General features: G+C 68.4%; 24 protein-coding genes and 2 tRNA genes. 14 read left to right on the top strand and 12 right to left on the bottom strand.

Translation table 11 applies throughout. The features are described from left to right. Positions 1-123 precede the first annotated feature (123 nt). The 3 genes from JK358_RS29750 to JK358_RS29740 all read right to left on the bottom strand — a co-directional run bounded on the left by JK358_RS29750 (position 124) and on the right by JK358_RS29740 (position 3,314). Entirely contained in the window at positions 124-1,533 is a 1,410-nt protein-coding gene (locus JK358_RS29750) for an RNA polymerase sigma factor (RefSeq protein WP_201954186.1), read from the bottom strand. A 53-nt stretch (positions 1,534-1,586) separates the two neighbouring features. Further along, complete coding sequence (locus tag JK358_RS29745) at positions 1,587-1,988, bottom strand: YciI family protein (RefSeq protein WP_201954184.1); 402 nt, start codon at positions 1,986-1,988, stop codon at positions 1,587-1,589. Between the two features lie 105 nt (positions 1,989-2,093). Continuing rightward, a complete protein-coding gene (locus JK358_RS29740) occupies positions 2,094-3,314 on the bottom strand; it encodes an NAD(P)/FAD-dependent oxidoreductase (RefSeq protein ID WP_201954182.1) in 1,221 nt (406 codons plus the stop codon). Positions 3,315-3,564: 250 nt separating this feature from the next. On the opposite strand from JK358_RS29740, the gene JK358_RS29735 reads away from it, so the two are divergent. Next, a complete protein-coding gene (locus tag JK358_RS29735; RefSeq protein WP_307817807.1) occupies positions 3,565-4,206 on the top strand; it encodes a mycothiol-dependent nitroreductase Rv2466c family protein in 642 nt (213 codons plus the stop codon). Positions 4,207-4,257: 51 nt separating this feature from the next. Here the strand turns inward: JK358_RS29735 and JK358_RS29730 are convergent, their stop codons facing one another. Next, on the bottom strand, positions 4,258-5,196 hold the full coding sequence (locus JK358_RS29730) for a M48 family metallopeptidase (RefSeq protein ID WP_504739727.1): 939 nt from the start codon (positions 5,194-5,196) through the stop codon (positions 4,258-4,260). A 462-nt stretch (positions 5,197-5,658) separates the two neighbouring features. Between JK358_RS29730 and JK358_RS29725 the strand changes: the two genes are divergently transcribed. Further along, entirely contained in the window at positions 5,659-6,132 is a 474-nt protein-coding gene (locus JK358_RS29725) for a ribose-5-phosphate isomerase (protein ID WP_201954178.1), read from the top strand. Between the two features lie 3 nt (positions 6,133-6,135). After that, positions 6,136-6,948, top strand: coding sequence for an Fpg/Nei family DNA glycosylase (locus JK358_RS29720; RefSeq protein ID WP_201954175.1), 813 nt, complete (start codon positions 6,136-6,138; stop codon positions 6,946-6,948). Here JK358_RS29720 and JK358_RS29715 read toward each other — a convergent pair. Beyond that, a complete protein-coding gene (locus JK358_RS29715; protein WP_201954174.1) occupies positions 6,936-7,796 on the bottom strand; it encodes a hypothetical protein in 861 nt (286 codons plus the stop codon). The genes JK358_RS29720 and JK358_RS29715 overlap by 13 nt on opposite strands. A gap of 76 nt (positions 7,797-7,872) precedes the next feature. Further along, the gene (locus JK358_RS29710; RefSeq protein ID WP_201954172.1) at positions 7,873-8,958 is read right to left on the bottom strand and encodes an alpha/beta hydrolase family protein; all 1,086 of its coding nucleotides are present in this window, start codon (positions 8,956-8,958) and stop codon (positions 7,873-7,875) included. A gap of 73 nt (positions 8,959-9,031) precedes the next feature. Here JK358_RS29710 and JK358_RS29705 point away from each other — a divergent pair, with 73 nt between their 5' ends. Further along, positions 9,032-9,655, top strand: a complete 624-nt coding sequence (locus JK358_RS29705) for a TetR/AcrR family transcriptional regulator (protein WP_201954170.1) — start codon at positions 9,032-9,034, stop codon at positions 9,653-9,655. A gap of 7 nt (positions 9,656-9,662) precedes the next feature. On the opposite strand, the gene JK358_RS29700 is transcribed toward JK358_RS29705, so the two are convergent. Then, positions 9,663-10,274, bottom strand: coding sequence for a TetR/AcrR family transcriptional regulator (locus JK358_RS29700; RefSeq protein ID WP_201954168.1), 612 nt, complete (start codon positions 10,272-10,274; stop codon positions 9,663-9,665). A gap of 106 nt (positions 10,275-10,380) precedes the next feature. Between JK358_RS29700 and JK358_RS29695 the strand changes: the two genes are divergently transcribed. Continuing rightward, positions 10,381-11,790, top strand: coding sequence for a flavin monoamine oxidase family protein (locus tag JK358_RS29695; RefSeq protein WP_232852104.1), 1,410 nt, complete (start codon positions 10,381-10,383; stop codon positions 11,788-11,790). 20 nt (positions 11,791-11,810) lie between these two features. Here JK358_RS29695 and JK358_RS29690 read toward each other — a convergent pair whose 3' ends face one another. Next, positions 11,811-12,419, bottom strand: coding sequence for an SRPBCC family protein (locus JK358_RS29690; protein WP_201954164.1), 609 nt, complete (start codon positions 12,417-12,419; stop codon positions 11,811-11,813). A 149-nt stretch (positions 12,420-12,568) separates the two neighbouring features. Between JK358_RS29690 and JK358_RS29685 the strand changes: the two genes are divergently transcribed. From JK358_RS29685 to JK358_RS29655, 7 genes are all read left to right on the top strand, one after another. Beyond that, positions 12,569-13,147, top strand: coding sequence for a TetR/AcrR family transcriptional regulator (locus JK358_RS29685; RefSeq protein WP_201954162.1), 579 nt, complete (start codon positions 12,569-12,571; stop codon positions 13,145-13,147). A 48-nt stretch (positions 13,148-13,195) separates the two neighbouring features. Further along, positions 13,196-14,353, top strand: coding sequence for an alpha/beta hydrolase (locus JK358_RS29680; RefSeq protein ID WP_201954161.1), 1,158 nt, complete (start codon positions 13,196-13,198; stop codon positions 14,351-14,353). Positions 14,354-14,364: 11 nt separating this feature from the next. Beyond that, positions 14,365-15,246, top strand: coding sequence for an SDR family NAD(P)-dependent oxidoreductase (locus JK358_RS29675; protein WP_372440749.1), 882 nt, complete (start codon positions 14,365-14,367; stop codon positions 15,244-15,246). A 1-nt stretch (position 15,247) separates the two neighbouring features. Further along, positions 15,248-16,168, top strand: a complete 921-nt coding sequence (locus tag JK358_RS29670; protein ID WP_201954159.1) for a ferritin family protein — start codon at positions 15,248-15,250, stop codon at positions 16,166-16,168. After that, the gene (locus JK358_RS29665) at positions 16,165-17,688 is read left to right on the top strand and encodes a flavin-containing monooxygenase (RefSeq protein ID WP_201954157.1); all 1,524 of its coding nucleotides are present in this window, start codon (positions 16,165-16,167) and stop codon (positions 17,686-17,688) included. Before JK358_RS29670 ends, JK358_RS29665 begins: the two co-directional genes overlap by 4 nt. Continuing rightward, entirely contained in the window at positions 17,688-18,566 is an 879-nt protein-coding gene (locus JK358_RS29660; protein WP_232852103.1) for a MerR family transcriptional regulator, read from the top strand. The genes JK358_RS29665 and JK358_RS29660 overlap by 1 nt, the downstream gene beginning before the upstream one ends. Before the next feature lie 66 nt (positions 18,567-18,632). Further along, positions 18,633-19,211 (top strand): GrpB family protein, encoded by a 579-nt coding sequence (locus JK358_RS29655; RefSeq protein ID WP_232852153.1) that lies wholly within the window; start codon positions 18,633-18,635, stop codon positions 19,209-19,211. Positions 19,212-19,235: 24 nt separating this feature from the next. Here JK358_RS29655 and JK358_RS29650 read toward each other — a convergent pair whose 3' ends face one another. Both JK358_RS29650 and JK358_RS29645 read right to left on the bottom strand, forming a co-directional pair. Continuing rightward, positions 19,236-20,036 (bottom strand): DUF1542 domain-containing protein, encoded by an 801-nt coding sequence (locus JK358_RS29650; RefSeq protein ID WP_201954429.1) that lies wholly within the window; start codon positions 20,034-20,036, stop codon positions 19,236-19,238. 183 nt (positions 20,037-20,219) lie between these two features. Then, the gene (locus JK358_RS29645; protein WP_201954151.1) at positions 20,220-21,227 is read right to left on the bottom strand and encodes a GGDEF domain-containing protein; all 1,008 of its coding nucleotides are present in this window, start codon (positions 21,225-21,227) and stop codon (positions 20,220-20,222) included. Between the two features lie 421 nt (positions 21,228-21,648). Between JK358_RS29645 and JK358_RS29640 the strand changes: the two genes are divergently transcribed. Next, a tRNA-Gly gene (locus JK358_RS29640) sits at positions 21,649-21,719 on the top strand. Positions 21,720-21,766: 47 nt separating this feature from the next. Further along, positions 21,767-21,843: transfer RNA gene (locus tag JK358_RS29635), tRNA-Pro, on the top strand. A gap of 89 nt (positions 21,844-21,932) precedes the next feature. Here JK358_RS29635 and JK358_RS29630 read toward each other — a convergent pair. After that, positions 21,933-23,183, bottom strand: a complete 1,251-nt coding sequence (locus tag JK358_RS29630) for a serine hydrolase domain-containing protein (RefSeq protein WP_232852102.1) — start codon at positions 23,181-23,183, stop codon at positions 21,933-21,935. Positions 23,184-23,305: 122 nt separating this feature from the next. Beyond that, positions 23,306-23,968 (bottom strand): response regulator, encoded by a 663-nt coding sequence (locus JK358_RS29625; RefSeq protein ID WP_307817796.1) that lies wholly within the window; start codon positions 23,966-23,968, stop codon positions 23,306-23,308. Positions 23,969-24,068 lie beyond the last annotated feature (100 nt).

Below are 24,068 nucleotides of genomic sequence, written 5' to 3'. Positions count from 1 at the left end.
CCACGCCGCGGCCGGGTGGCAGTGATCGAGTTTCGCTGTCCGGGCCGATAGGCGTAGAAATCTGTCTTGATCAGATAGGTGCGAGGCACGACGGTGTTCCCTCCCAATGGTTCTGGAGTGAACCTAGCGCGCCTCGGTGACAGCGGCATGATCTTCGCGGAGGCGGGCGGCGCGCAGGGTCAGGTAGTCGCGTTCGGGGGTGCTGGTGGTGCGGCGGGCGGCGGCCGTGTAGGCGGCGATGGCGGCGGGTGTGTCACCGGCCATTTCGAAGAGATGGCCGCGAACGGCGTCGAGTCGGTGTGTGCCCGTGAGGGTTTCGGCCAGATCGGCGGTGACGGCCAGACCCGCCTGTGGGCCCTCGACCATGGCGAGTGCGACCGCGCGGTTGAGGGTGACCATGGGGTTGGGAGCGAGGCGTTCCAGTCTGGTGTAGAGCTCCAGGATTCGATTCCACTGGGTGTCTTCGGGTTTCACGGCATGGGCGTGGAGCGCGGCGATTGCGGCCTGGATCTGGTACGGGCCGTTGAGCCCGCCGGGGAGCGTGGCGGTGACGAGCTGAAGACCTTCGGTGATGGCTTTGCGATCCCACAGCCGCCGGTCCTGCTCGGCCAGCGGGATCAGCTCGCCGCGCGGGCCGGTGCGGGCGGCGCGGCGAGAATCGTTGAGCAGCAACAGTGCCAGTAGTCCGGTGACCTCCGGATCGTCGGGCAGCAGCTGATGGAGTGCGCGGGCCAGCCGAATCGCCTCGACGGACAGATCCGCCCGCCGCAGCTGCGCGCCGGAGGTCGTATGCCCCTCGGTGAAGATCAGGTACAGCACATGCAGGACGGCCGCGACCCGTTCCCGCCATTCGGCCGCGTAGCCGCTGTCGTCCGCCTCGGCCGGAGTCGCGAACGGCCGCTCGACACCCGCGAGCCGCTTCTTGGCGCGCGAAATCCGCTGTGCCATGGTCGATTCCGGTAGCAGGAACGCGCGGGCGATCTCCTCGGTGGTGAGTCCGCCCACCGCGCGCAGCGTCAGGGCGATGGCGCTCGCGGGCGAGAGCGCCGGATGGCAGCACAGAAAGAACAGGGTGAGGGTGTCGTCCCGATTGTCGTCGGGTGTGCCTGGGACGCCGTACCCGTCGGAGGCTTCCTGTCCGCCGGTTGACCTGCCGCGCAGGGCGGGCCCATCACCCAGCGTGGCCTCGCTGCCGCTGGGGCGAGCTGTTGCTGGACCGGCGGCGCCGATCACCGTGGCGCTCTCCCGATTCCGGCGGGCCGATTCGGATCGGACGGTGTCGATGTAGCGGCGTTTGGCGACTTCGATGAGCCAGGCGCGGGGGTTGTCCGGCTGCCCTTCGCCGGGCCACTGCGCGGCGGCGGCGAGCAGGGCCTCCTGGACCGCGTCCTCGGCGGTGTCGAAGTCGCCGTAGCGTCGCGTCAGCACTCCGAGAACCTGCGGCGCCAGCGTGCGTAGCAGGTTCTCGGAGTCGGCGGTGAGCCGAGGGCCGCGGGAAGCGGGTTGCGGCACCGCCGGTTTCGGCTCGCTCATCCGGCAGATGCTACCGACCCGCATGCGCTCGCGGCAGCGCTCGGAACGGACCCTTACTGATCCGGGGCGGGCGCGCTCATGATCTGGCGGACCTCGATGCGTTCGCCGATGGGCTTACCGCCCGGTCCGGGCGCGGCCGAAGCCTTGGCGGCGATCTCGACAGCGCGCTCGGGAGAGTCGACGTCGACGATCCAGTACCCGGCGAGGAGTTCCTTGGTTTCGGGGAAGGGGCCGTCGGTGATCACCGGGGCCGAGCGGCCGTCGGAGCTGACGATGCGGGCTTCGTCCGGTCCGGCCAGTCCCTGGGCGTCGACCAGTTCGCCGGACTTGGCGAGTTCCTCGCCGAGCAGACGCTGGAAGTCGATGTGCGCCATGATGTCCTCGGGCGCCCACTGGTCGATCGGGGTGTCACAGTAGGCGGCCGGGCTGTAGGTCTTGATCAGCATGTACTTCATGATTGAGCTCCTTGTTTCGGTAGCGCTCGTGTCGCGCTCTCGCCAACAGGTCGGAGCGTCACCGGCGGTTTCGACGTAGTTTCGCGCACGATTATGTGACGGTGGTCACAGTGGGGTGCCGGGGTCGGCGAGACGGTCCGGATCCACCGGTTCACCGCTCAGGATGAGCTCCTTGATCCGGTCGGTCACATCCCAGACGTTGACGTTCATCCCGGCCAGCACCCGGTTGCCGGAGTCCAGCCAGAAGGCGACGAATTCGCGCTTGCCCACATCCCCGCGCACCACGACCCGGGCATCCTGCTTGGGCGTGACATAGCCCGTGTACTCCATGCCGAGGTCGTACTGATCGGTGAAGAAGTAGGGCAGCCGGTCGTAGACGGCGGACCGGCCGAGCATGGTGGCGGCGGCGACCGCGGGCTGGTTGAGCGCGTTCGCCCAGTGCTCCACGCGGATACGCTGCCCGAGTACCGGATGCTGCTGATCGGCGATATCGCCGACGGCGACGATATCCGGGTCGCTGGTGGCCAGGCTCTCGTCCACCAGGATGCCGCCCGCGGTGGCCAGGCCCGCGTCCACACCCAACTCGATATTGGGGCGCGCACCCACCGCGACCAGCACGGCATCGGCCTCGATGCGGGTGTCGTCGGAGAGGCGGACGCCGGTGGCCCGGCCGTCGGCGGTGGTGATTTCGGCGACCTTCGCCTCGCAGCGCAGATCGACCCCGTGCTCGCGGTGCAGATCAGCGAACACCTGCCCCATCTGTGCGCCCAGCGCCGTCTGCAACGGCACGGGCAGCGCCTCCAGAATGGTGACCTCGAGTCCGGCGGTGCGGGCGGCCGCGGCCACCTCCATGCCGATCCAGCCGCCGCCCACGATCACCAATTTCCGTGCGGTGCGGAAGATTTCGAGGAGCGCCTCGGTGTCCTCGGCATTGCGCATGGTGTGCACGCCGACGGCGTCCGCGCCCGGCACCGGCAGTTTGCGCGGGCGAGATCCGGTGGCCAGGGCCAGTTTGTCGTAGGGCAGTGTCGTACCGTCTGGCAGCGCAACGGTTTTGGTGCTGCGGTCGACGCCGGTGACCAGGGTGCCGAGCAGGACCTCCACATTGTGGTCGCGATACCACTGCGCCGGGTCCACGATGCAGTCGTCGGGGGTCTTCTTGCCGAGCAGGCAGTCCTTGGACAGGGGCGGTCGCTCGTAGGGCAGCCGCTCCTCTCCGCAGATGAGACTGATGTGGCCGTCGAAATCATTGCCGCGCAAGGCTTCCGCGAGCTTGGCCGCTGCCAGCCCGCCTCCTGCGATGACAAACCTGGATGCCGTGGTCATGCCGAAACCTCCCTGCACCGCGATTGCTGCCGACGTTGAGGCCGATAGTCCGACCCTAGCTCGCGGTGGTCCTGAGCTGGAGGAAATACCGGCATAAATGTCCGTTGTTACCCCTGGCGGAGGGTCGTGCCCCGCGCGCGCCCGCAACCCCCACACGCGAAAGGAAGCTGCCGTGACTGAGCGAAGCGAGGGAACCATCAACACAGCGCGCCCCGCGCACGCCGAAGCCGAGCGCCAGCGAGGCGTAGGCGTGAGCGATGCCAAGAAGGATCGGGTCGATTTCTGGTTCGATCCGCTGTGCCCGTGGTGCTGGATCACCTCCCGCTGGATTCTCGAGGTCGAGCAGGTACGCGATATCGACGTCAACTTCCATGTCATGAGCCTCGCCGTGCTGAACGAAGGCCGCGACAACCTGCCCGAGCAGTACCAGGAGCTCATGAAGACCGCATGGGGGCCGGTGCGCGTGGCCATCGCCGCCGCCGAGGCCAACGGCGACAAGGTGCTCGCGCCGTTCTACACCGCGCTCGGCACCCGGCTGCACAACCGGCGCGCGGAGTTGGAGGCCGCGCACGGCGATCAGCTGCTGACGGTCGCGGTCGCCGAGGCGCTGGCGGAAGTGGGGCTGCCCGCCGAACTGGCCGAGGCCGCGCAGAGCACCGACTTCGACGAGGCGCTGCGGCGGTCGCATCACGAGGGCATGGACAAGGTCGGCAAGGATGTCGGCACCCCGACCATCCATGTCAACGGCGTCGCGTTCTTCGGGCCGGTGCTGTCGCGGATTCCGCGTGGCGAGGTCGCGGGCACGGTGTGGGACGGCGTCGTCGCGCTGGCCTCCTACCCGCACTTCTTCGAGCTCAAGCGCACCCGCACCGAGGACCCCGAGTTCGGCTGATCCGCGAATCCTGTTGTCCCGCCGAGCTTCCAGCGGGACAACAGGTGGCCTTCAGCTGGGCCGCTGGAACTGCGTGGTGTCGCCGTAGCCGCCGGGCGGGAACGGCTGCTGCTGCGGATGGCCTCCGGTCGGGTACTGCGGGTGACCGCCGTACGGTGGGAAGCCGGCCGGCGGCTGCGGCGGGCGCATCGGCATATCCGGGCGCAGGAACAGCTTTCCGTGCCGGCTGCGGTCGCGCAGCGCCCACATGCGCCAGGTCAGCACCGGATGGCTGGACAGCGCGTTCACGATCCAGACGAAGAAGCCCTTCTCCTGCGGTGCGCGATCGGCCATTTCGTCGAATCCGACCAGCGTGTTGAGGTACTTGCCCGCGGCCAAGGTCTGCATGGCGCCGGGCGCGCCCACATGCCGGTTGCAGTAGCCGTGATTGTCGGCCGTGTACTCCTGCGAGCGGATCAGCGAACTGCCCAGAATCGGCAGGAACGGCACGGCGAACATGCCCAGCTGCCGCCAGTACGACACATGGCCGGCCGCGATATGCCCGACCTCGTGGCCGATGATGAATGCCAGCGCGTCGGGTTGCCGTGCCGCGCCGCTGATTTCGAACAGATCGCTGTAGACGACCACGAACCGCCGGAAGCCGTGCCCGGACGCGAACGCGTTGATCTGGCCGTTGCCGGTGATCACGAAGGCGTCGGGCGCCTGTTTCATGCCGAGCCGGGCGGCGGCCTCCTGCACCATCCGGTATCCCTCGGGGAACTGGGTGGGCGACATCTTCACGCCGTTGATCCGCATGGTCGCGTAGTTCGTGCCTCGGCCGAACCAGAGGATGAGCGGGGCCAGCAGAAGCAGCAGCAGGTAGTCGTTGATGGAATCGCCGAAGATCAGCTCGATCAACGCGTACAGGTACGCGAAGAAGGTGATCACGACGACCACCACCAGCAGGGGGATCTCCCAGCTGTGCCGCGCGGGCATCCCGAACGGGGACAGGCCGCGGGTGTGATCGTGCGGCGGGATCACCGGCGGCGTGTACGCCTGCTGTGCCGTCCAGCCGGGCGGGCCGACCTGCGGATTCCAGCCGGCCATGCCGGTGACGGGATTCCAGTCGCCGGCGGGCGGGGGATAGGCGCCCGGGCCTCCGGCGATGGGCGCGGGCGGCGGGGTGTGGCCCCCGTGCGGCGGCGGGCTCGCCGCGGCCGGCCATCCCCCGGTGTTCGGTTGCTGGGGCTGATGCCCGGCAGGTGTTTCCCCCGAATTGGCGTTCGGCGGTTGTGACTGATCGTCCGACGTCATGGCGTGAACTCTACGTTTCGGTAGCAGGGTGAGGGGCTGTCGTGCGGCTGTGACGCCGACGACCCGAGCACCTTGTTATTCGTCGCGCCGATCAGTTGCCGTTAATGGCCCCCGCCCCTGAACGCTTCCGCGAGTTGGGCTCCTGACACAATCTGCGGCATGCGCGTATACCTGGGTGCCGACCACGCCGGCTTCGAACTGAAGAACATCGTCAAGGCTCACCTGGAGGGCCAGGGCCACGAGGTCACCGATTGCGGCGCCCTCGAATACGACGCCCTCGACGACTACCCGGCCTTCTGCATCGAGGCCGCCCGCCGCACCGTCGCCGACCCGGGCTCGCTGGGCCTGGTCTTCGGTGGCTCCGGCAACGGTGAGCAGATCGCCGCCAACAAGGTCCCCGGCGCCCGCTGCGCCCTGGCCTGGAGCGTCGAAACCGCCCAGCTGGCCCGCCAGCACAACAATGCCCAGCTGATCGGCATCGGCGGCCGCATGCACTCCACCGAGGAAGCCCTCGCCATCGTCGACGCCTTCCTCGCCACCCCCTGGTCCGAGGAGGAGCGCCACCAGCGCCGCATCGACATCCTCGCCGAGTACGAGAAGTCCGGCGTCGCCCCCGCCGTCCCCGCGTACTGACCTGTGCCCGAGGGCCATACGCTGCACCGCCTGGCGAAGCTGCACCACAAGCGCTTCGCCGGCGGTCAGGTCCGAGTCTCCAGCCCGCAGGGCCGCTTCGCCGAAGGCGCCGCCCTGATCGACGGCCAGACCCTGCTCAAAGCCGACGCCTGGGGCAAACACCTACTGCACCACTACGATTCGGGCCTGGTCGTGCACGTCCACCTCGGCCTGTACGGCAAATTCACCGAATCCCCCGCACCCCTTGCCGCCCCGGTCGGCGAGGTCCGCATGCGCCTCATCGGCGCGGGCCGCTCCGGCGACCCCTTCGGCGCCGACCTGCGCGGCCCCACCGCCTGCGAGGTCCTCCTCGAACCCGAAGTAGACGCTCTCACAGCCCGTTTGGGCCCCGACCCGCTGCGCCGCGACGCCGACCCCGACCGCGCCTGGCACCGCATCTCCCGCTCCGCCCGCCCGATCGGCGCACTCCTCATGGACCAGAAGGTCCTCGCCGGAGTCGGCAACGTCTACCGCGCCGAAGTCCTGTTCCGCCACAACATCTCACCCGACCGCCCCGGCAAGCAGCTGAGTCACGAAGAGTGGCAAGCCATCTGGGACGACCTCGTCGACCTCATGAAGGTAGGCGTCCAGCGCGGCGTCATGGTCGTGGTCCGCCCCGAACACGACCACGGCGCCCCCTCCTACGCCGCCGACCGCCCGCGCACCTACGTCTACCGTCGTGTGGGCGAACCCTGCCGGCTGTGCGGCACCACGGTCCAGCACTCCATCATGGAGGGCCGAAACCTGTTCTGGTGCCCCACCTGTCAGCCTCGCTGATCCACCGTATCGAGCCGCAAGGCGGTGAGCTGCCGCCTCAGGGGTGTGCCTGCCAACTGGGCGGCGATCTCCTCGGCGAAGGTGAAGCCGCGGAGCCCGAGGTGATGCAGCCTTGGCAGCGTTGTCGTGTGGCACAACGCTTCGAAGGCAGCGTGCTCCGACTCCTCCCGTGACTCGGCAAACGTTTCGCCGTTCCACAACTCCAGGTATTCGAGTGCGGGGAGCTCGGATCCCGCGATGCTCGCTATGACCTCGGGGTAGAGGCAATCGGAGTACCACACCAGCCGTCGCAGGCCGCTGTGCTCGATGGGATCGAAATTGGTTCCCCCGGTGAGGCATACGGTGAGTTCGCGGAGATTCGGGAAAGCCATCGCCAGCGCACCGACCGCAGTGTCGTCGACATCCGAGATCTGATCGTCGTCGATCTCACTCAGGAAGAGCGCACGCAGATTCGGAAAACGGTCCCGTCGTTCTACCAGCGCGTCGACAACCGCCTGCGGTTCGGTGCCCATTTCGATATGACCGCCGACCACCAGTGCGGTAACCGGTTCGGTCCGCGCGGTCGCGAGAAATCGGTCCAGATAGACAGCGAACGCATCACTCGCACAGGTGTTTTCGGGGTTGAACTCTAGCCACCAGGCCACCGAGCCTGGATCAGCGAGTGCTGCGGAAAGCCGAGCCGACTCCTGGCTTGGTTGCAGCAGCTGATGACCAGCGCCGACGGCGTCGGCCAGCTCCGCGCGGAGATCCGTTGTCGCCGCGGTCTGCGTGAATTCCACGACCGGCAATCCACCGAACTCGATGAGGTGGTTGCGGGGAAAATGTGCGGTGACGAATTCTTCTGTCATCAAGAGCTTTCGGTGAGAACCCTGGGGCGTCGTCGGGGCCTGGGCCCCGAGTCTGTGTCGACTGTACTGAGCCGGGTCAGGCGTTCGTCTTCGCGGCCAGCCAGGCTGCGGTCAGGGGGTGGTGGTGGCGCCAATTGCGGCCTGCGACATGGATGTCCGTGCCGTAGATCATGCGGTCCTGGCGGATGCCCTGTTCGCTGATGACGTACAGGTCCTCGATGGGGATGAGGTCGTCGAGTTCGCCGTTGATGCTGAGCAGGGGGGCGTGGTGGTGGGTGGGGAGGAGGTTCAGGGTGATCAGGGACAGGTCGGCGACGCGGTCGGCCACGGTGGCGGGGGCGGTCGAGGGGTCCAGGGCGAGGAGGCGGGTGAGGGTGATTCGGGCGCCCTGGGGGAGGCGGTGGAAGCGCTCGTGGGTGAGGGCGTGGTGGACGGGGCCGCCGTTGTTGACCGCGCCCGCGAGGTCCGGGAGCAGCGCCGCCAGTTTGACGGCCAGGTAGCCGCCGAAGCTCAAACCCCATACGGCGATGCGGGTTTCGTTGATGGCGGGGTGGTTGCGCAGGAAGTCGATGGCGGCGAGGGGGACGCGTTCGGCGGTCGGTGACATGGGGACGGGGCTCTCGCCGGTGCCCGGGAGGTCGATCTGCAGTACCGAGATGCCGAGGCGCAGTAGCTGTTCGGCTTGGAGATGGATTTCCAGGTCGCTCTTCCAGACGTCCATGCCACCCCACATCACCACCGCTGCCAGGTTGCCGCTGTGGTGCCGGGGTAGCCGCAGGTAGGCGGGGAATGTGCTGTCCTCGAACGGAATTCGCACCTCCTCCAGCGGGTGCTCGAAGTCCCTTGCCGCGGCCAGGTAGGCGCTGACGTGCCGGTCGTAGGCCCTGGCAGCGGCCGGGCTCAGCACATGGGGAAAACGGGCCATGAAATACCAGTACGACGCCTCCATGGGTCTGTCGCGGGCGTACGTCTCGTCGCCGAGCGTCGTCATGGTGGCGACCCAGGCGGGCCGGCCGGGGCTTCCGGCGGTGCGCACGGCGGTCGCGATGCGATTGCCGTCGATTCCGAATTCGGAGCCGAGATCGGCCCATTTGCGAATGCGGCCGCCGATCTCGGCGGGAATGTCGTCGATGTTGGGGGCGGGGTGTAAGTGAGTGCTCATGGCCGACCTCTCTAACACTACAACTGTAAAGCTACGATTGTAGTGTTACAGCTGTAGGGTAATCTCCGCAACCATGAGTGAGGACCGGACCGCGGCCGTCAGGCGGCGACGCAGCCCCCGAGGCGAGGGGCATCAGCTGCGCGCGGATCTGATCCGGGCCACGATCGAATTGCTGGAGGACGGCGTCACCGACGCGAACCTGTCGATGCGTGCGGTCGCGCGCCGGGCGGGGGTCGCCGCCACCACCGTCTACCTGCACTTCGCGGATCGTGAAGAGCTGCTGTGGGCCGTCTCGGAAACCCTGTTCGCCGAACTCGCCGACACCATGGACGCCGCGGCCGGGGAAACCGGCACTCCCGCCGAGGAACTGCGCGCTCGAGCCCGCGCCTACTGCCGTTACGGCCTCGCACATCCGGGCCGCTACCGCGTGCTGTTCGCATTGGTCCCCACGCCCAAAACCCCTCGCGCCCTTCCGGAACTCCCCGGTGGCCCCGTCTTCGGGGGATTCGAATCAGCGGTCCGCCGCGCACTCCCCGCGGCGACCTCGGAGGAAACCGTCCGTGCCACAACGGTTCTGCTCTGGTCGACCCTGCACGGCCTCGTCGGCCTGCGCGCCGGCAAACCCCAATTCCCTTGGCAGCCAATGGACGAACTAGCCGACGCCGCTGTCGCCGCACTCACGGCGGCCGCGCGATGACCCGTGGTCAGTGCGGTCGCAGCCCCTCGAGCACGGCGTTCAGGCCGCGTCGGAAGCGTTCTCCCGCATCGGTGTTCGCGTAACCGGACAGCACCTCCACGGCCGGATGACCGGCCCGCGCCCAGGCGGATTCCGCCAGGGCGGCGCCCAGCACGTAGTAGTAGAAGGCGGTTGTCACCGCGTCCAGCTGCTCGTCGTGGAATCCCGCCGCCGTGAGAACCCGGACGATCGTTGCGAACTGTGCGACCGCCGCCGGACCCAGCGGGGGCGTGCCGCCGACCAGCGGCGCGGCCCAGTGGTGCCGTAGCAGCGCCTCGAAAGTGCGGATCCCGATACTGGTCAACTCGCCGCGCCAGTCGCCGGAGTCGGCCTCGTGCAGTGTTTCGGCGAATACCGCGTCCACGGCGTACTCGAGCACGTCCTCCTTGTTGGCGACATAGCCGTACAGCGTCATGGCCGGAACGCCGAGTCGATCCGCCAGTTTGCGCATGGTCAGCCCGGAGATGGACTCCTCGTCCAGCAGGGTCACCGCGGCCGCCACGATTCGGTCGCGGTCCAGGGCGGGCCGGCCGCGGGCGGGTTTCTCGGCGCGCAGCCATATCGAGGTCCTGTCGGGCATTGACCGATCATACAAATCTCGTACGATGAACGAAACTCGTACGTTGTACGGAAACCGTGCAACGTACGGTCCGATGATCCGCTACGGGAAAGCAGAGGGTGCCACGATGCCCACAGATCGCAGAGACAAGGTCGACGCCGTGGTGGTCGGCGCGGGACTGTCCGGACTGGCCGCCGCACGCCGATTGGCCGATCGGGGGCGCTCGGTCATCGTGCTCGAGGCGCTCCCGCGGGTCGGTGGTCGCACCCTGACCGGCCGGGTGGGTGCGGCCGTGGTGGACGAGGGGGCGACGCTGGTCTACCCGGTCCACGACAATGTCTTCCGGCTGGCCCGTGCGCATGGCGTCGAGCTGTTCGAGAGCAACGCCGGGGGACGGTTCCTGCTGCACACCGGCGGCGTCACCCGAGCCTTCCGGTTCGGCACACCGCGGGGGATGGGGCTGGTCACGCGCCCGGCCCTGCGTCCCATACTGCGGGCATCGATGCGCCTCGCCGCCCGATGGACCACACTGCCCCTGCCACCCGAGGTGATCTTGCAGGTGCTCGGCGCGCTCACGGCACTCGACAGGATGGCCGCGGACATCCCGGCGGAGGCGCCCTGGAGCGCTGCCGATGCCGAGCTCCTCGACCAGCGCACCTTCGGATCCTGGCTGCGCGAGCAGGTGCCGGACTCCCGCGCGCGCCTGCTGTTCGAGGCCAATTTCGCCGGATACCTGCCCGAATCGACCTCGCTGCTGTACGCCCTGCATTTCCTGCGAACCTGGGGCGGCCTCGGCACGCTCTTGGCGGGGCCCGCGCGAGTCTTCCGATTCCACGGCGGCGCACAGGAATTGGCGCAGGCCATGGCCGTCGCACTGGGGGATCGCGTCGTGGTCGCCAGCCCGGTCCGGGAGATCGTCCAACACCCGGACGGTGTCACGGTGCGGTGCGCCGAGACGGAATTCGAGGCGGACCGGGCGATCCTCGCGATCGGTCCCGCCGGCCTTCGTGAGCTGTCCTTCGATCCCGCGCTACCCGCGGATAGCGCAGCGCTACTGCAGGATTGGCGCCCGGTGCACGGCCGCAAGATCAATATCGTCTACGCCGAACCGTTCTGGCGGCAAGAGGGTCTGTCGGGTTCGGCGCTGACGGATATCGACGCCGTGCCGGGCCTGCTCGACGCCTCGCCACCGGACGGACGCGTCGGTGTGCTGGCCGGATATCTCCCCGGTGACCGCGGCCCCGCCGATCCGGACGAGCGCCGGCGCACCGTCCTCAGCGTGTGCACCGACCTGTTCGGTTCACGCGCCGGATTTCCCCGCCACTATCTCGAAAAGAGCTGGCAGGATGAGCCGTACGCCTTCGGGTGCGAGGGCGGGCTCGCGGTCGGGGCGCTCACCTCCGCGCGGCGACTGCCGAAAACATCCGTCGGGCGAGTGCATTTCGCGGGCGTCGAAACCGCCGACGCCTGGATGGGCTTCCTCAGCGGCGCCATCCAGGCCGGGGAACGCGCGGCCGAGGAAACACTCGCCGAATGACCTTCGGGCTCCGCTCGAGACTAGCGTTCGGCGGCCTTGCGCAGGTCGGACATCCAGGCTTCGAGGCCCATGCCGAGGAATCGGGTGGAGGTGGGGACGTCGGCTTCGACCTGGGCTCCGTTCCAGTTCTCCTCGGTGCGGACGAGGACGCCGCCGTCGACGGGGGTGAAGGTCCAGATGTGGACTCCGCCTTCGATATTCAGGCCGTTGCCGGTCGCGGGGCCGGTCCAGCGGAGGCAGCGCCCGGGCTCCAGCTGCTGGACGGTCGAGGTGATGGTGAGGGTGGTCGCGGGGGTGGAGGTGGTGGCGGGAACGGGCATGGTCCAGCGGAATCGGGAGCCGGGCTGGAAGGGGCCGGCGTCGAGGCGCTCGTTGGTGGCGACCCCGGGCTGCCAGGAGGGCCAGCGTTCGACGTCGGTCTGGAGGTTCCAGATGGTGTCGAGGGGGGCTTTGATCAGGGCTTCGGTGCGGTAGTGGATCGGGGCCGCGGGGTCGATGGTCCGGCCCGCGCAGGTCAGGGGAGCCGAGTCGGTGGTGGGGCCGTCGGCGACGGCCGGACCTGTTGTGGCGCTGAGGATTCCGGCGGTGAGTGCGGCTCCGAACAGGGCGGTCAGGCGGGTGTTGATCATGATTCTGCTCCTTGTCGGCGAGTCTGGCCAGCGTGGATGGTTAATGACTCTCGCTTGAGTTAGAAGGTATAACCAGTCTTCGGTGAGAGTCAAGAACAAAGGTGATAACCTCTAACTGAACGGCTTGGGCGGTGTGAAAGGAGTGGTTGATGCCGGAGGTGGCGAGCCCGCGTGAGCGCTATCGGGCGCAGATGCGCGCCGAGATCAAACAGTGCGCGTGGGAGCAGATCGCCGCGGCGGGGGCGTCCGCGCTGTCGCTCAACGCCATCGCCAAGCAGGTGGGGGTGAGTGGACCCGCGCTGTACCGGTACTACGCGAGCCGGGACGAGTTGATCACCGAACTCATCCGCGACGCCTACCGGAGCCTTGCCGACACCTTCCGCCGGGCTCGGGACTCCGGTGCGGATCTCGCGGAATTGGCTGCCGCGCTACGAGATTGGGCCCTGTCCGACCCGCAGCGCTACTTCCTCGTCTACGGCACTCCCGTGCCCGGCTATCACGCGCCCGCCGACACCACCGAGATCTCCGACGAGATCATGCGGGTGCTGCTCGAGGCCACCACGGCCGACCGAGCCCTGTCCTTCTGGACGCGCCTGCACGGTGTGCTCTCCCTCGAGCTCGCCGGGCATTTCACTGGGATGGATCTCGACCCGGTGGCGCTGTTCGCGAAGGAGTTGAGTTCGCTCCAGGATTGCCCCCCGGTCGAGGGCACCTTCAAAGGTGCGTAACGAATGCGCCATTGACAAATGGCGCATTCGGGGATGATTCTTTGAGGCATGGCGAAAACAGGGTCAACGGCGACCTTCCCGCCGACGCTCGCACCCGCGATACCCGCGACCGCATCCGCGCGGTCCCGGCTCGCGGCCACGGCGTCGGCGCTGGGTTTGCGGCAGCTCAACGGGCTACTTCCCGACAATCGAGCCGGCATCGCGGCCGGGCGGGCGCTCATCGCGTCGATCATGGCGGCGGGCGGTCCCGTGCCGCCCGGCACCCACGTGACGCCGGTTCGGTCCGGCGGCGTGCGCGGCGAATGGGTCCGTGCCGCCGGGGTTACACAGGGTGACCGCGCGATCTACTACATCCACGGCAGCGGCTACGTCGTCTGCTCGGCGCGGACGCACCGGGCACTGGCGGCGCGGCTGTCGAAAGTCACCGGCCTGGCGGTGTTCGTTGTCGACTACCGGCTCGCGCCCGAACACCGATTCCCCACGGCGGCAGACGATGTCGCGGCGGGTTACCGCTGGCTGCTGGAGAACGGTTACCGCGCCGAGGATCTGGTCTTCGGCGGCGACTCCGCGGGCGGGCATCTCGCGCTGGATCTGCTGCTGCGCAACGACCTCGCGGGTGCATCGCAACCGGCCGGTGCGTTCATGTTCTCGCCGCTCATGGATCTGACCATGACGCTCGCCGAACGACAGGACCGCCTACGGGCGGACCCGATGGCCCCGGCGTGGGTGGGGCGCAGGCTGATTCGGCACTACACCGGCGACGAACCCACGGACTCACCGCGCCTGCGCCTGCACATCCCGGCGGGCGCGGTGCTGCCACCGCTGTTCGTACAAGCCGCCGCGGAGGAGATGCTCGCGGGAGACGCTCACCACCTGCGGGATATGGCTGAAGTCGCCGGAGCACACTGCGAACTGGAGCTGTGGCCCGGCCGAATCCACGTATTTCAGGCGCTGCCCCTACTGGTGCCCGAGGCCGGGGCCGCGCTGCGCCGAGTGGCGGCGTTCGTCTCCGCCGTGCTGTCCGAAGAGCATGGTTCCGTGCGGGGCGTGGCCGCCGTGAGTCACGCGCAGCCGTTCACATCCGCCACGGGTCCTTCCGCCCGGGCTGTGACCGCGGCGAATCCCGCTGGACGAGCACAGCTTTCGGCGAGCGTCCCCGAGCGGGCGCGATCGTCGGCCCTCCCCGCACGTGACAAGGCGGTATGACGATGTGGCCGATGGACACGGTGCGGATCGCACTCGGCGGCAGTAGGCGCAGCCATGGTGCGCGGGCGGTGGTGACCGGGGCGGGCAGCGGTATCGGCCGCGCCTTCGCGCTCGAATTGGCCGCGCGCGGTGGGGAAGTGGTGTGTGCGGATATCGACAAGGATCGGGCCGATGAGACGGTGCGGTTGATCGAGCGCACGCACGGCGGGGCCGCGTACGCGTTCTTCTGCGATGTCGCCGAGCGCGCCGATGTGGAGCGGCTCGCCGCCTACGCCGACGAGGTCTTCGGCGGGCCGCCGAGCCTCGTGGTGAATAACGCGGGCGTGGGCATCGGTGGAAAACCGGTGGGGGAGATCGGCTTCGGCGACTGGGAGTGGGCGCTCGGCATCAACCTGTGGGGTGTGGTGCACGGGTGTGAGATCTTCGCGCCGCGCCTGCGGGCCGCCGGGCGGGGCGGCATCGTGAACGTCGCGTCGCCGGCGGGATTCGCGGCCGCGCCGGGGATGGCCGTCTACAACACCTCCAAGGCGGCGGTGCTGTCGCTGTCAGAGACCATGGCCGCCGAACTCGCGGGCAGCGGAGTCGCGGTGACGGTGCTGTGCCCCACCTTCGTGAAGACCAATGTGGTCGCCGACGGCCGGATCACCTCTGGTCCTTCACAACTGGCGGACAGCCTGATGCGCTGGACCGGCTTCTCACCCGAGCGGGTCGTGCGCGGTGCCCTCGATGCCCACGATCACGGCCGCCTCTACGTGCTGCCACAGCTCGACGCACGTCTGGTCTGGCAGCTCAAACGTACATTCCCCGCCACCTACACCCAGGCCCTCGGCCTGCTGAACCGATTTCTCCCGCAATCGGATTCGGCGAACAGCTTGCAGAAGACAGGAGCCTGACATGTCCTTCGACTTCGACAACATGCTCGGCAAGATCAAGGCCCGCCAGTGGGCGCTCGCCGATATCGAGTGGGACGCACCGGGAGCCGACCTCGTCGCCCCCGAACTGCACGCCAAACTCAAGCCGTTCATGGCCGATCTCATGTGGATCGAGAATGTCGGCGCCCGCGGTTTCGCCGCCATGGCCAAGAAGGCGCCCACCGAGACACTGCGCGAGATCTACCGCTACTTCCACGCCGAGGAGCAGCGGCACGCCAATGCCGAACTGGCGCTCATGCGGCGCTGGGGCATGCTCGACGGTGACGAGATCCCGGAGCCGAACATCAATGTGAAGCTGGTGATCGACTTCCTGGACAAGCACTCCGACGAGATGTCGCTCTCCTTCCTGGGCACGGTCATCCCCATGCTGGAGGTGGCCCTCGACGGCGCGCTCATCAAGTTCATCACCGACGAGATCGAGGATCCGATCGCGCAGGAGGTGTTCAAGAAGATCAACGCCGACGAATCCCGGCACCTGGCAACCGATTACGCGGTGATGGAACTGCTCGGGCACGCCACCGTGCGCAAGCTGGCCATCGACCTGGTGGGCGGCTGGGCCAAACCGTCGTTCATCGTGGGTGTGCTCAGCTACGTGCCGCTGCTGAACAAGATGCGCGACAACATCGTCGAGATGGGCGTCGACGAGGAGAAACTGTACGGCGCGATGCGGCGCTTCAAGGCCGTCGGCGAGCGCGCCCCCATCGTGAACCGGGTGCCCATGTACCGGATCGTGAAGATGCACAGCAACTGGGTGATCAACCGCGATCACCCCTACCACCTGTTCGCGGACGCCATGGTCAAGCTGACCGGGCGGATTCCGGAGCGCTTCCTCAAAGAACAGCCGAGCTGGTCCAAGGAACTCACCTACGAGCCGGTCGCATGAGCGCGGCGGCACAGCCACTGGACGTGGCGATCATCGGTGCGGGGTTCGCGGGTATCGGCGCGGCTATCCGACTGCGGCAGAAGGGAATCGGCAACTTCGCCATCCTGGAGCGGGGCAGCCGGGTGGGCGGCACCTGGCGCGACAACACCTATCCGGGTGCGGCCTGCGATATTCCGTCTCGGCTCTACTCCTACAGTTTCGCGCCGAATCCCGAATGGTCCCAGACCTATTCGGGCAGCGCGGAGATTCTCGGCTACATCGATTCGATGGTGGCGCAGTTCGGTATCCGGCCCTATATCCGCTTCGGGCAGGACGTCACCGGCATGGAGTTCGATGAGACCAGCGGACTGTGGTCGATCACGGTGGCGGGCACGGCGACCCGGATCACGGCGCGGTCGGTGGTGCTCGCCTCCGGGCCACTGTCCAATGCCGGGTTCCCCGATATCCCCGGTATCGAGACCTACGAGGGACACAAGATCCACAGTGCCCGCTGGGATCACGACTACGACTTCACCGGCAAGAAGGTGGCCGTGGTCGGCACGGGAGCCAGTGCGGTGCAGATCATTCCGGAACTGGTGCGGAAGGCCGAGAGCGTCAAGGTCTTCCAGCGCACGCCCGGCTGGGTGCTGCCGCGGCTGAACCGGAATACGCACGGGCTCACCAAGAAGCTGTACCGGCAGTTCCCGATCAGTCAGTCGCTGGCGCGGGATGCCTGGTTCTGGGGGCACGAATCGGTGGCCCTCGGGGTGGTGTGGAACACCCCGCTGACCCGGGTGGTGGAGCGGGTTGCCCTGCTGCACTTGCGATCCCAGGTCGATGATCCGTGGCTGCGGCGTCAGCTCACCCCCGATTTCCGGGCGGGCTGCAAGCGGCTGCTGATGAGCAGCGACTACTACCCGGCTCTGCAGCGCGCCAACTGCACGCTGGTGACCTGGCCTATCGCGCGCATGTCACCGCACGGCATCCGCACCGCGGAGGGGATCGAGCACCGGTTCGACGCCATCGTGTTCGCGACCGGATTCGAAGTGTCCAAGCAGGGCACGCCGATTCCGGTCACCGGACGCGACGGGCGGCGGCTGGACGAGGAATGGCGCGGGGGCGCTTACGCTTTCAAGAGCGTGGCGGTGGCGGGCTACCCGAATCTGTTCCTCACCTTCGGCCCCAACTCCGGTCCAGGGCACAATTCGGCGCTGGTCTACATGGAGGCGCAGATCGAATACCTCACCGACGCCATCGGTCTGCTGCTGAACCAGGATCTGCGGATGCTCGAGGTGCGTCGTGACCGCCAGGACCGGTACAACGCCGGAATCCAGCGCCGGCTCGCCTCGACCACGTGGAATTCCGGTTGCCGCAGCTGGTATCTCACCGAGGACGGGTTCAACGCCACCATGTATCCCGGTTTCGGCACCCAGTACGTGCGGCAGCTGGCCGCACTGGATCCGGCCGACTACCTCCGCACGCCCCGCGACGCCGCGCGTCCGGTGAGCGCCGACAGCCGTCAGCCCGCGCGACTCGGCTAATGTCGTCACCGGGTGCGCCGCCCGCGTCCCCGATGCCCTCCGGCATCGGGGCGCGGGCTCTGCGCGAGGTGGGCGAGCTACTGGCGGAAAGGGCGGGTGCGACTCAGGTGGCGGAATACCGCATCGACGATCTGGCTCGCGCCGCCGGCACCACCACCCGCAATGTGCGCGCCTACCAGGAGCGTGGGCTGCTGCCCGCCCCGACGCGGCGCAGCGGGCGCGCGCACATCTACGACGAGTCGCATCTCGCGCGCCTGAAGATCATCGACGCGCTGCTGCAGCGCGGCTTCACCACCGCGCATATCGCCGACTTCATCACCAGCTGGGAGACCGGCAAGGACCTCACCGAAATCCTCGGCCTGCAGCAGGCGGTCACCGCGACCGGGGATCGCAGCGGCGAATCGCTCGAGGTGCCACGCGAACTGGTCGACACCTTCCTCGGTGATCCGGAACGCGCGCCCGTCGACGAGGATCAGCTCGAGCGGCTGGTGCAGCTCGGCCTCGCTCGCCTGCACGGTGAGACGGTCGAATTCACTCGCCCCGAGCTGCTCGAGACGTTCGCTCAGCTGCACGCCTACGGCATCGAACTTCCTGGGCTCATCGACCTCTACGCCGGAGTCGTGGCCCGGCTGGAGGACATCGCCCGCCTCATGGTCGTCGCCGCCAAGGACCACATCGTCGCCCAGCACGGTGTCGGCTGGCTGCCCGAATCCGATGCCGAGATCGCCGAAACCACCGCCATGCTCAACAATTGGCGAGATCTGGGCACCCGGGCCGTGCACAGCAGCCTGGACCAGGCCCTCGACCGGGTCCTGCAGAGCGAGCTGAGCGACTATCTGTCCGATGCCGCGCGCAAGCGGCAGAGCGGCGCTTCCTGAGGTAGTGCCCGCCCGGCAGCACGCCACCCCGGCGGGGGACCGGCCTACTGTGGACCGGTGGCGACAATGGATTCCAACGAGATCGAGGCCGCGACCGTCGGTGAACTGAAGCCGTACGGCGTGCGGGTCGTTGTCGAGGACTACAACCCCGACTGGCCGCACTGGTTCACTGAGGAAGCGACCGCGATCCGCGCGGCTCTGCCCGGCCGGATCCTCCTGCTCGAACACACCGGCTCCACCTCGGTCCCCGGCCTGGCCGCCAAACCCATCATCGACATGCTCCTCGTAATCCCCGACGCCGCAACCGAATCCACCTACCTCCCCGCCCTCGAACAGCTCGGCTACACCCTCCGCGTCCGCGAACCCGACTGGTACCAGCACCGCTGCCTCATCCGCCGCACCGAAACCGGTGCTCCCCGAAGCGTCAACCTGCACATCTTCCCGCCGGGCGCCGCCGACCCGGAGATCACCCGAATCCTCACCTTCCGTGACTGGCTGCGCACCCACCCCGACGACCGCGACCGCTACGAACGCGTCAAACGTGAACTGGCCCAACAGGACTGGCGCTACGTTCAGGACTACGCCAACGCCAAGAGCCCGGTCATCGAGGAAATCCTCACCCGTGCCCTCCACCCCGAGCGCTAGTCCGCACCGGCCCGAATACCTCGTTCAGAAGCTGCCGCCGTCGAATCCGCCGCCGTCGAATCCGCCGTCGAATCCGCTGGTGTCCCAGCTCTGATCGGTGCCCGGGTCCGCGTATCCGGGGTCGTAGCCCGGGTCGGGGGCGTAGCCGCTCGGGTCTCCGCTGTCGAAGCCGGGGTCGGCGCCCGCGTCCAGTCCGGCTTGGAAGCCGTCGCCGTAGCCGTTCTCGAAGGCGGCGGAGTCGTAGCCGACGCCGGACATGCCGGTGAAGAGGGCGTCGAAGAGGAGGACCGAGCCCACGCCCCAAGCGCCCGCGACGAGGGCTGTGCGCCACCATGGTTCGGAGTACCAGCCGGCGGGGACGGGGCGGCCCGCCACCCGGCCGCCGGGGTAGTAGTTGGGGGTGCGGTCGGACGGGGTTGGGGAGGCTTCGATCCGACGGCCGTCGAAATCTATTGAGCGGTGCTCGGTTACGTGGCCGGCGGTGCGCTGGCCGTCGAGTTCGGGGACGGCGGGGCCGGGGTCCATGTGCATGGCGGTGCGGGCGGCGCGCACGTAGTACAGGCCCTCCAGGGCTGTTTCCTTGGCCAGGCGCGCCTGGGCCGGGGAGGTGGCCTGTTCGATCTGCGAGCCCGCGGCGGTGAAGCGTTCCGCGGCGTCGGCGAGGGCCTGTGTGGACGGATCGTCGGTGCCGGTCAGGTTGTAGACCTGACCGCCGAGACGCTCGATGACCCGGCGTGCGTCGGCTTTCGCGTCGGCGAGCTGTGTGTCGGCTTTCGAGCGCTGGCTTCTGCTGACCGCGAGCACCGCGGCCAGCACGATCACCATGACGATGAGCAGTACGACAACCGTTGTCACGCCACCAGCCTACGCGGCAGGGTTTGCCGGGCGATTGCCAAAGGCTATGGCTGTCGCCTGGAACACTGCCGGGCCGGGGTGTGCTCGCCGCGTGCGTACGCGGCGCGATGCCGTCCTCGGGTGCGCGGCCCCCTCATCGCGGCCGCGCGCCGCTCAACCCGCTACCGCCGCCGCAAACCCTCGCGCGCGTGGATGAACCTCCTCGGCGTCGAGCTCCGACACCGCGAACTGCCGCTTGCCCGCCGTCTTGGCCGAGTACATGGCCCGGTCGGCGCTGCGCAGCAGATCGGAGAAGTCGCAGTCGCGGCCGGGCGGACAGAACGCCGTGCCGACACTGGCCGACGCCGGGACCGCGCCCGCCGCCGACGGCACCGGCTCGCACAGCGCCGCGAGCACCCGCATGGCCAGTTCACTGAGGCTGTTGCGGCGGGTGGGCAGGGCCAGCACGAACTCGTCACCGCCGTAGCGGCCGATCACCGTCTCGGCCGGGCACACCGCCCGCAGCCGCTGGGCGATGGTGACCAGCACCTCGTCGCCCACCGAATGGCCGTACGTGTCGTTGATCTGCTTGAAATCGTCGAGGTCGATGAGCATCAGGCCCACGCCGCGCGCCGGATCGGCGGCCATCACGCGCACCCGCTCCTGCAGCAGTGAGCGGTTGGCCAGATCGGTGAGCGCGTCGTGCGTGGCCTCGTGCCGCAGCCGGGACTGCAGTGCGGCGATCTCCTGCACGCGCACCGACACCGCCTCGGACAGGCTGCGCTCCTGCTGGGCCAGCGCCCGCTGCTGCAGCGCCTCGGCGTACGCGTCGATGGCCTGGCTGGCGATGAACGGCCAGCGGGTGGCGATCAGCGACCCGGGCTCGCCCGGGGTGAGCCCCAGCAGCGCCCGGCTGGCGGGCGCCAGCATGCGGGTGCGGTCGAACGGCGCTTCGGCCAGCCTGCGCCCGACCGCGCGGGCGGCGGGCACCGGAAACGGTTCGGACCCAGCCAGATCCAGCAGTTCACCGATGACGCGGCCGAAGACCTGCTCCACTTCCTCGGCGGGAATCGCGGGCCCCGCGCCGACGGCGCCGATCCCGCCCGGGTGCACCGAGCGCACCCATTCCTTGATGGTGGCCGCGACGATCGCGGTGGTTCGGGTATCGATTCGGATGGGCATGGCCGCTCACCCGGTATAGGAGTTGTCGGTGCCGGCTGCCGCGTCGCCATTGCCGCTCAGCGCGCCGGGCACACCCTTCGTTTGGAGCTCACTACCTCGCGGTCGGCCACACCTTGTCTGGTGCATGCTCACCGCCCCCTTTCCAGATACCCCCGTCCGGACAAAAAGGATCCTAGCAAGCCACCCGACATCGAAAACCTATGATTAAGAACAGGTTCCCGCTGTCTCGCGAATGGCGATCGGATGATTGATCGCTGCGATCACGCGTGCGTTACACCCAATTTTCGCGTGTCCCCGCCGACGCGCCGACCCCGCGCCGCGACCTGCCCCGACGTGCGTGAACGGGGGCGGATTGGCATTCCGGCAGTGAGGTTCGGTACAGTGCTCAACGCAAGCGGCATCGTCTCGGCGATGCGGCTACGCGGGTGTAGTTCAATGGTAGAACCTCAGCCTTCCAAGCTGATGGTGCGGGTTCGATTCCCGTCACCCGCTCTGGTTCCCGTTCATCGGGGAGCGTCGGCCCACCGGCCGGCGTGCAACGGGGTGTAGCGCAGCTTGGTAGCGCATCCGCTTTGGGAGCGGAGGGTCGCAGGTTCAAATCCTGTCACCCCGACCAGTTTTCGCGGCTTCCGGCCCTGTCAGGGCTCAGATCTTCACACGGCGCACAGGCGCTCTCGCGTACGCGGGAGCGCCTGTCGTCGTTGTTCACCCCGCTTGCTCGAAGCGGGGTGCGGTCGCGGGCGAGGCGGCGGCCGTGCGGGCCGCGCGCTGGGCGAGGGCGGCCAGCAGGGGGAGGCGATGGTCGCCGAGGGTCATCACGGGGTAGCCGAGATGGTTGGTGACGAAGGCGATGGAGAGGCCGTCGCCGGGGATGGCGATACCGCCGGAACCGCCGATTCCGAAGTGCCCGAAGGCGCGGCGGGTGAGACGTGTTCCTACGATTGCGCGGTGGTAGCCACGGGCGAATTGCGGGGCCGCGCCCAGGACGTAGTCGTAACGGGAATTGAGCGGCATCCGCGCGATATCCGCGGTGGTTTCGGCGTGGAAGAGGCGGCGGTGTCCGGCCAGGCCGTCATTGGCGAGTGCGCCGTACATCTTGGCCAGCGAGCGCGCGGTGAAGGTGCCGTTCCAGCCGGGCATCATGGCGTCGTAGGGGCGCCGGCCCACCGACAGATCGGCCCAGCCGTCGAAAACCGCGCTGCGGGCCGAACGCAGCTGGGGGACGGGAGCGAAGGGCGCGATGAGGCGGTCCATGCCGATGCGGGCGATACCCAGCCGCGGGGAGAGCTGCGCGATGCGATGGCGGTGCTCACGGGGGACGCCGAACCAGAAGTCGTTGTCGCCCAGCGGTTCTGCCAGCTCCGTGCGCAGGATGTCGCGGAAGTCGCGGCCGGTGGCGCGCTGTGCGACCTCGGCGACCAGGGTGCCGAAGTTGATGGCGTGGTAGCCCGAGGCGCGCAACCGCATGGGATCCGGTGCGGCGGCGGCGAGCGCGGCGGCCACCGTGTCGTGGTCGAGCTGATCGTCGATGGTGGGGACGAGGCCGCGCACCCGCTGCAGACCCGCGCGGTGGGTGAGGATGTCGCGAACGGTGATGTCGGCCTTGCCGTTCGCGGCGAACTCCGGCCAGTAGGTCGCCACCGGCGCATCGAGTTCCAGCACGCCGGATTCGATCAGCCGGTTGGCCACGGTGGCGGCCACACCCTTGCTGGTGGAGTAGGACAGGGCGAGGGTGTCGGCCTGCCAGCGCCGGTCCGGGGCGGCCCAGCCGGACCAGATGTCGAGTACCGGCTCACCGTGCAGGTACACCGAAAGCGCGCCGCCGCCCTGGGATTTGCGGCGGAACATGGTGAAGAAGCGGGCGGCGACGGCGGTGAAGCGGTCGTCGATGAGCATCGTGGGATCGGCGGAAGTTCGTTCCGCCGAAGCGGATTCGCCCCTGTGCGCAGCCGGCATGGTCAGACTCCTTTGTCTGCGTCGTCGCCAAGTCGGTGCTAGCAATTGCAAGCGACTTGCAAATCGACTGTAACCGGCGTCACTCCGGATGTGCAATGGGCATCCGAGACCCCGAAGCCCTACTACATCCCGCCCTGATGCTTCAGCTGCTCGGCCAGCACCGCGGCCTGCGACCGCCGCACCAGCCCGAGCTTGCTCAGCAGCGACGACACATAGTTGCGCACGGTCTTGTCGGACAGATACAGCTCCGCCGCGATCTCCTTGTTCGACATGGCTTTTCCGATCAGAGCCAGGATCTGCCGTTCGCGCTCGGTCAATTCGGCGGCGGCCAGCGGATCGGCGACCGGGCCGCGCCGCCGCGCCCGCTCGGTGACCTCGGCCGCCGTGCGCGCGTCGATGAGCGATTCGCCCGCCGCCACCCGCCGGACGGCATCGACCAGCTGCGCGCCGCGAAGCTGTTTCAGCACATAGCCTTTGGCCCCCGCCAGCACCGCACCCAGCAGGGCCTCGTCATCGGAGAAGGAGGTGAGCATGAGGACGTTCAGGGCCGGGATGTCGGAGACGAGCTCACGGCAGACGCTCACACCGTCGCCGTCCTCGAGGCGGACGTCGAGCACGGCCACATCCGGTCGCACCGCGGGGATACGCCGCAGCGCCTCGGCGGCCGTCCCGGCTTCGCCGACCACATCGATATCGCCCTCGGCCTCGAGCAGATCCTGCAGCCCACGGCGCACGATCTCGTGATCGTCCAGCAGGAAGACCCGGATCTTTCCTGAACTGTTCACACACCCATCTTTCCAGGCGGCCGCCGCGGGCTCGGCGAAGCTGTGCGGCGGGCGTGGCCCGAAACTGCCACGCCCGCCGCTGTCCCTGTTCCTCCGCGCG

It is taken from the genome of Nocardia acididurans, from assembly GCF_016741815.1.
Classification (GTDB): domain Bacteria; phylum Actinomycetota; class Actinomycetes; order Mycobacteriales; family Mycobacteriaceae; genus Nocardia; species Nocardia acididurans.
The sequence above is the reverse complement of the archived record's forward strand: the minus strand, read 5'-3'. Positions and strand labels throughout refer to the sequence as shown.

What these genes read in the sequence shown, in the direction of transcription:
- JK358_RS29750 (WP_201954186.1), bottom strand. Translation starts at nt 1,533, where the DNA reads ATGAGCGAGCCGAAACCGGCGGTGCCGCAACCCGCTTCCCGCGGCCCT.
- JK358_RS29745 (WP_201954184.1), bottom strand. Translation starts at nt 1,988, where the DNA reads ATGAAGTACATGCTGATCAAGACCTACAGCCCGGCCGCCTACTGTGAC.
- JK358_RS29740 (WP_201954182.1), bottom strand. Translation starts at nt 3,314, where the DNA reads ATGACCACGGCATCCAGGTTTGTCATCGCAGGAGGCGGGCTGGCAGCG.
- JK358_RS29725 (WP_201954178.1), top strand. Translation starts at nt 5,659, where the DNA reads ATGCGCGTATACCTGGGTGCCGACCACGCCGGCTTCGAACTGAAGAAC.
- JK358_RS29715 (WP_201954174.1), bottom strand. Translation starts at nt 7,796, where the DNA reads ATGACAGAAGAATTCGTCACCGCACATTTTCCCCGCAACCACCTCATC.
- JK358_RS29710 (WP_201954172.1), bottom strand. Translation starts at nt 8,958, where the DNA reads ATGAGCACTCACTTACACCCCGCCCCCAACATCGACGACATTCCCGCC.
- JK358_RS29705 (WP_201954170.1), top strand. Translation starts at nt 9,032, where the DNA reads ATGAGTGAGGACCGGACCGCGGCCGTCAGGCGGCGACGCAGCCCCCGA.
- JK358_RS29700 (WP_201954168.1), bottom strand. Translation starts at nt 10,274, where the DNA reads ATGCCCGACAGGACCTCGATATGGCTGCGCGCCGAGAAACCCGCCCGC.
- JK358_RS29695 (WP_232852104.1), top strand. Translation starts at nt 10,381, where the DNA reads ATGCCCACAGATCGCAGAGACAAGGTCGACGCCGTGGTGGTCGGCGCG.
- JK358_RS29690 (WP_201954164.1), bottom strand. Translation starts at nt 12,419, where the DNA reads ATGATCAACACCCGCCTGACCGCCCTGTTCGGAGCCGCACTCACCGCC.
- JK358_RS29685 (WP_201954162.1), top strand. Translation starts at nt 12,569, where the DNA reads ATGCCGGAGGTGGCGAGCCCGCGTGAGCGCTATCGGGCGCAGATGCGC.
- JK358_RS29680 (WP_201954161.1), top strand. Translation starts at nt 13,196, where the DNA reads ATGGCGAAAACAGGGTCAACGGCGACCTTCCCGCCGACGCTCGCACCC.
- JK358_RS29675 (WP_372440749.1), top strand. Translation starts at nt 14,365, where the DNA reads ATGGACACGGTGCGGATCGCACTCGGCGGCAGTAGGCGCAGCCATGGT.
- JK358_RS29670 (WP_201954159.1), top strand. Translation starts at nt 15,248, where the DNA reads ATGTCCTTCGACTTCGACAACATGCTCGGCAAGATCAAGGCCCGCCAG.
- JK358_RS29665 (WP_201954157.1), top strand. Translation starts at nt 16,165, where the DNA reads ATGAGCGCGGCGGCACAGCCACTGGACGTGGCGATCATCGGTGCGGGG.
- JK358_RS29660 (WP_232852103.1), top strand. Translation starts at nt 17,688, where the DNA reads ATGTCGTCACCGGGTGCGCCGCCCGCGTCCCCGATGCCCTCCGGCATC.
- JK358_RS29655 (WP_232852153.1), top strand. Translation starts at nt 18,633, where the DNA reads ATGGATTCCAACGAGATCGAGGCCGCGACCGTCGGTGAACTGAAGCCG.
- JK358_RS29650 (WP_201954429.1), bottom strand. Translation starts at nt 20,036, where the DNA reads ATGGTGATCGTGCTGGCCGCGGTGCTCGCGGTCAGCAGAAGCCAGCGC.
- JK358_RS29645 (WP_201954151.1), bottom strand. Translation starts at nt 21,227, where the DNA reads ATGCCCATCCGAATCGATACCCGAACCACCGCGATCGTCGCGGCCACC.
- JK358_RS29630 (WP_232852102.1), bottom strand. Translation starts at nt 23,183, where the DNA reads ATGCCGGCTGCGCACAGGGGCGAATCCGCTTCGGCGGAACGAACTTCC.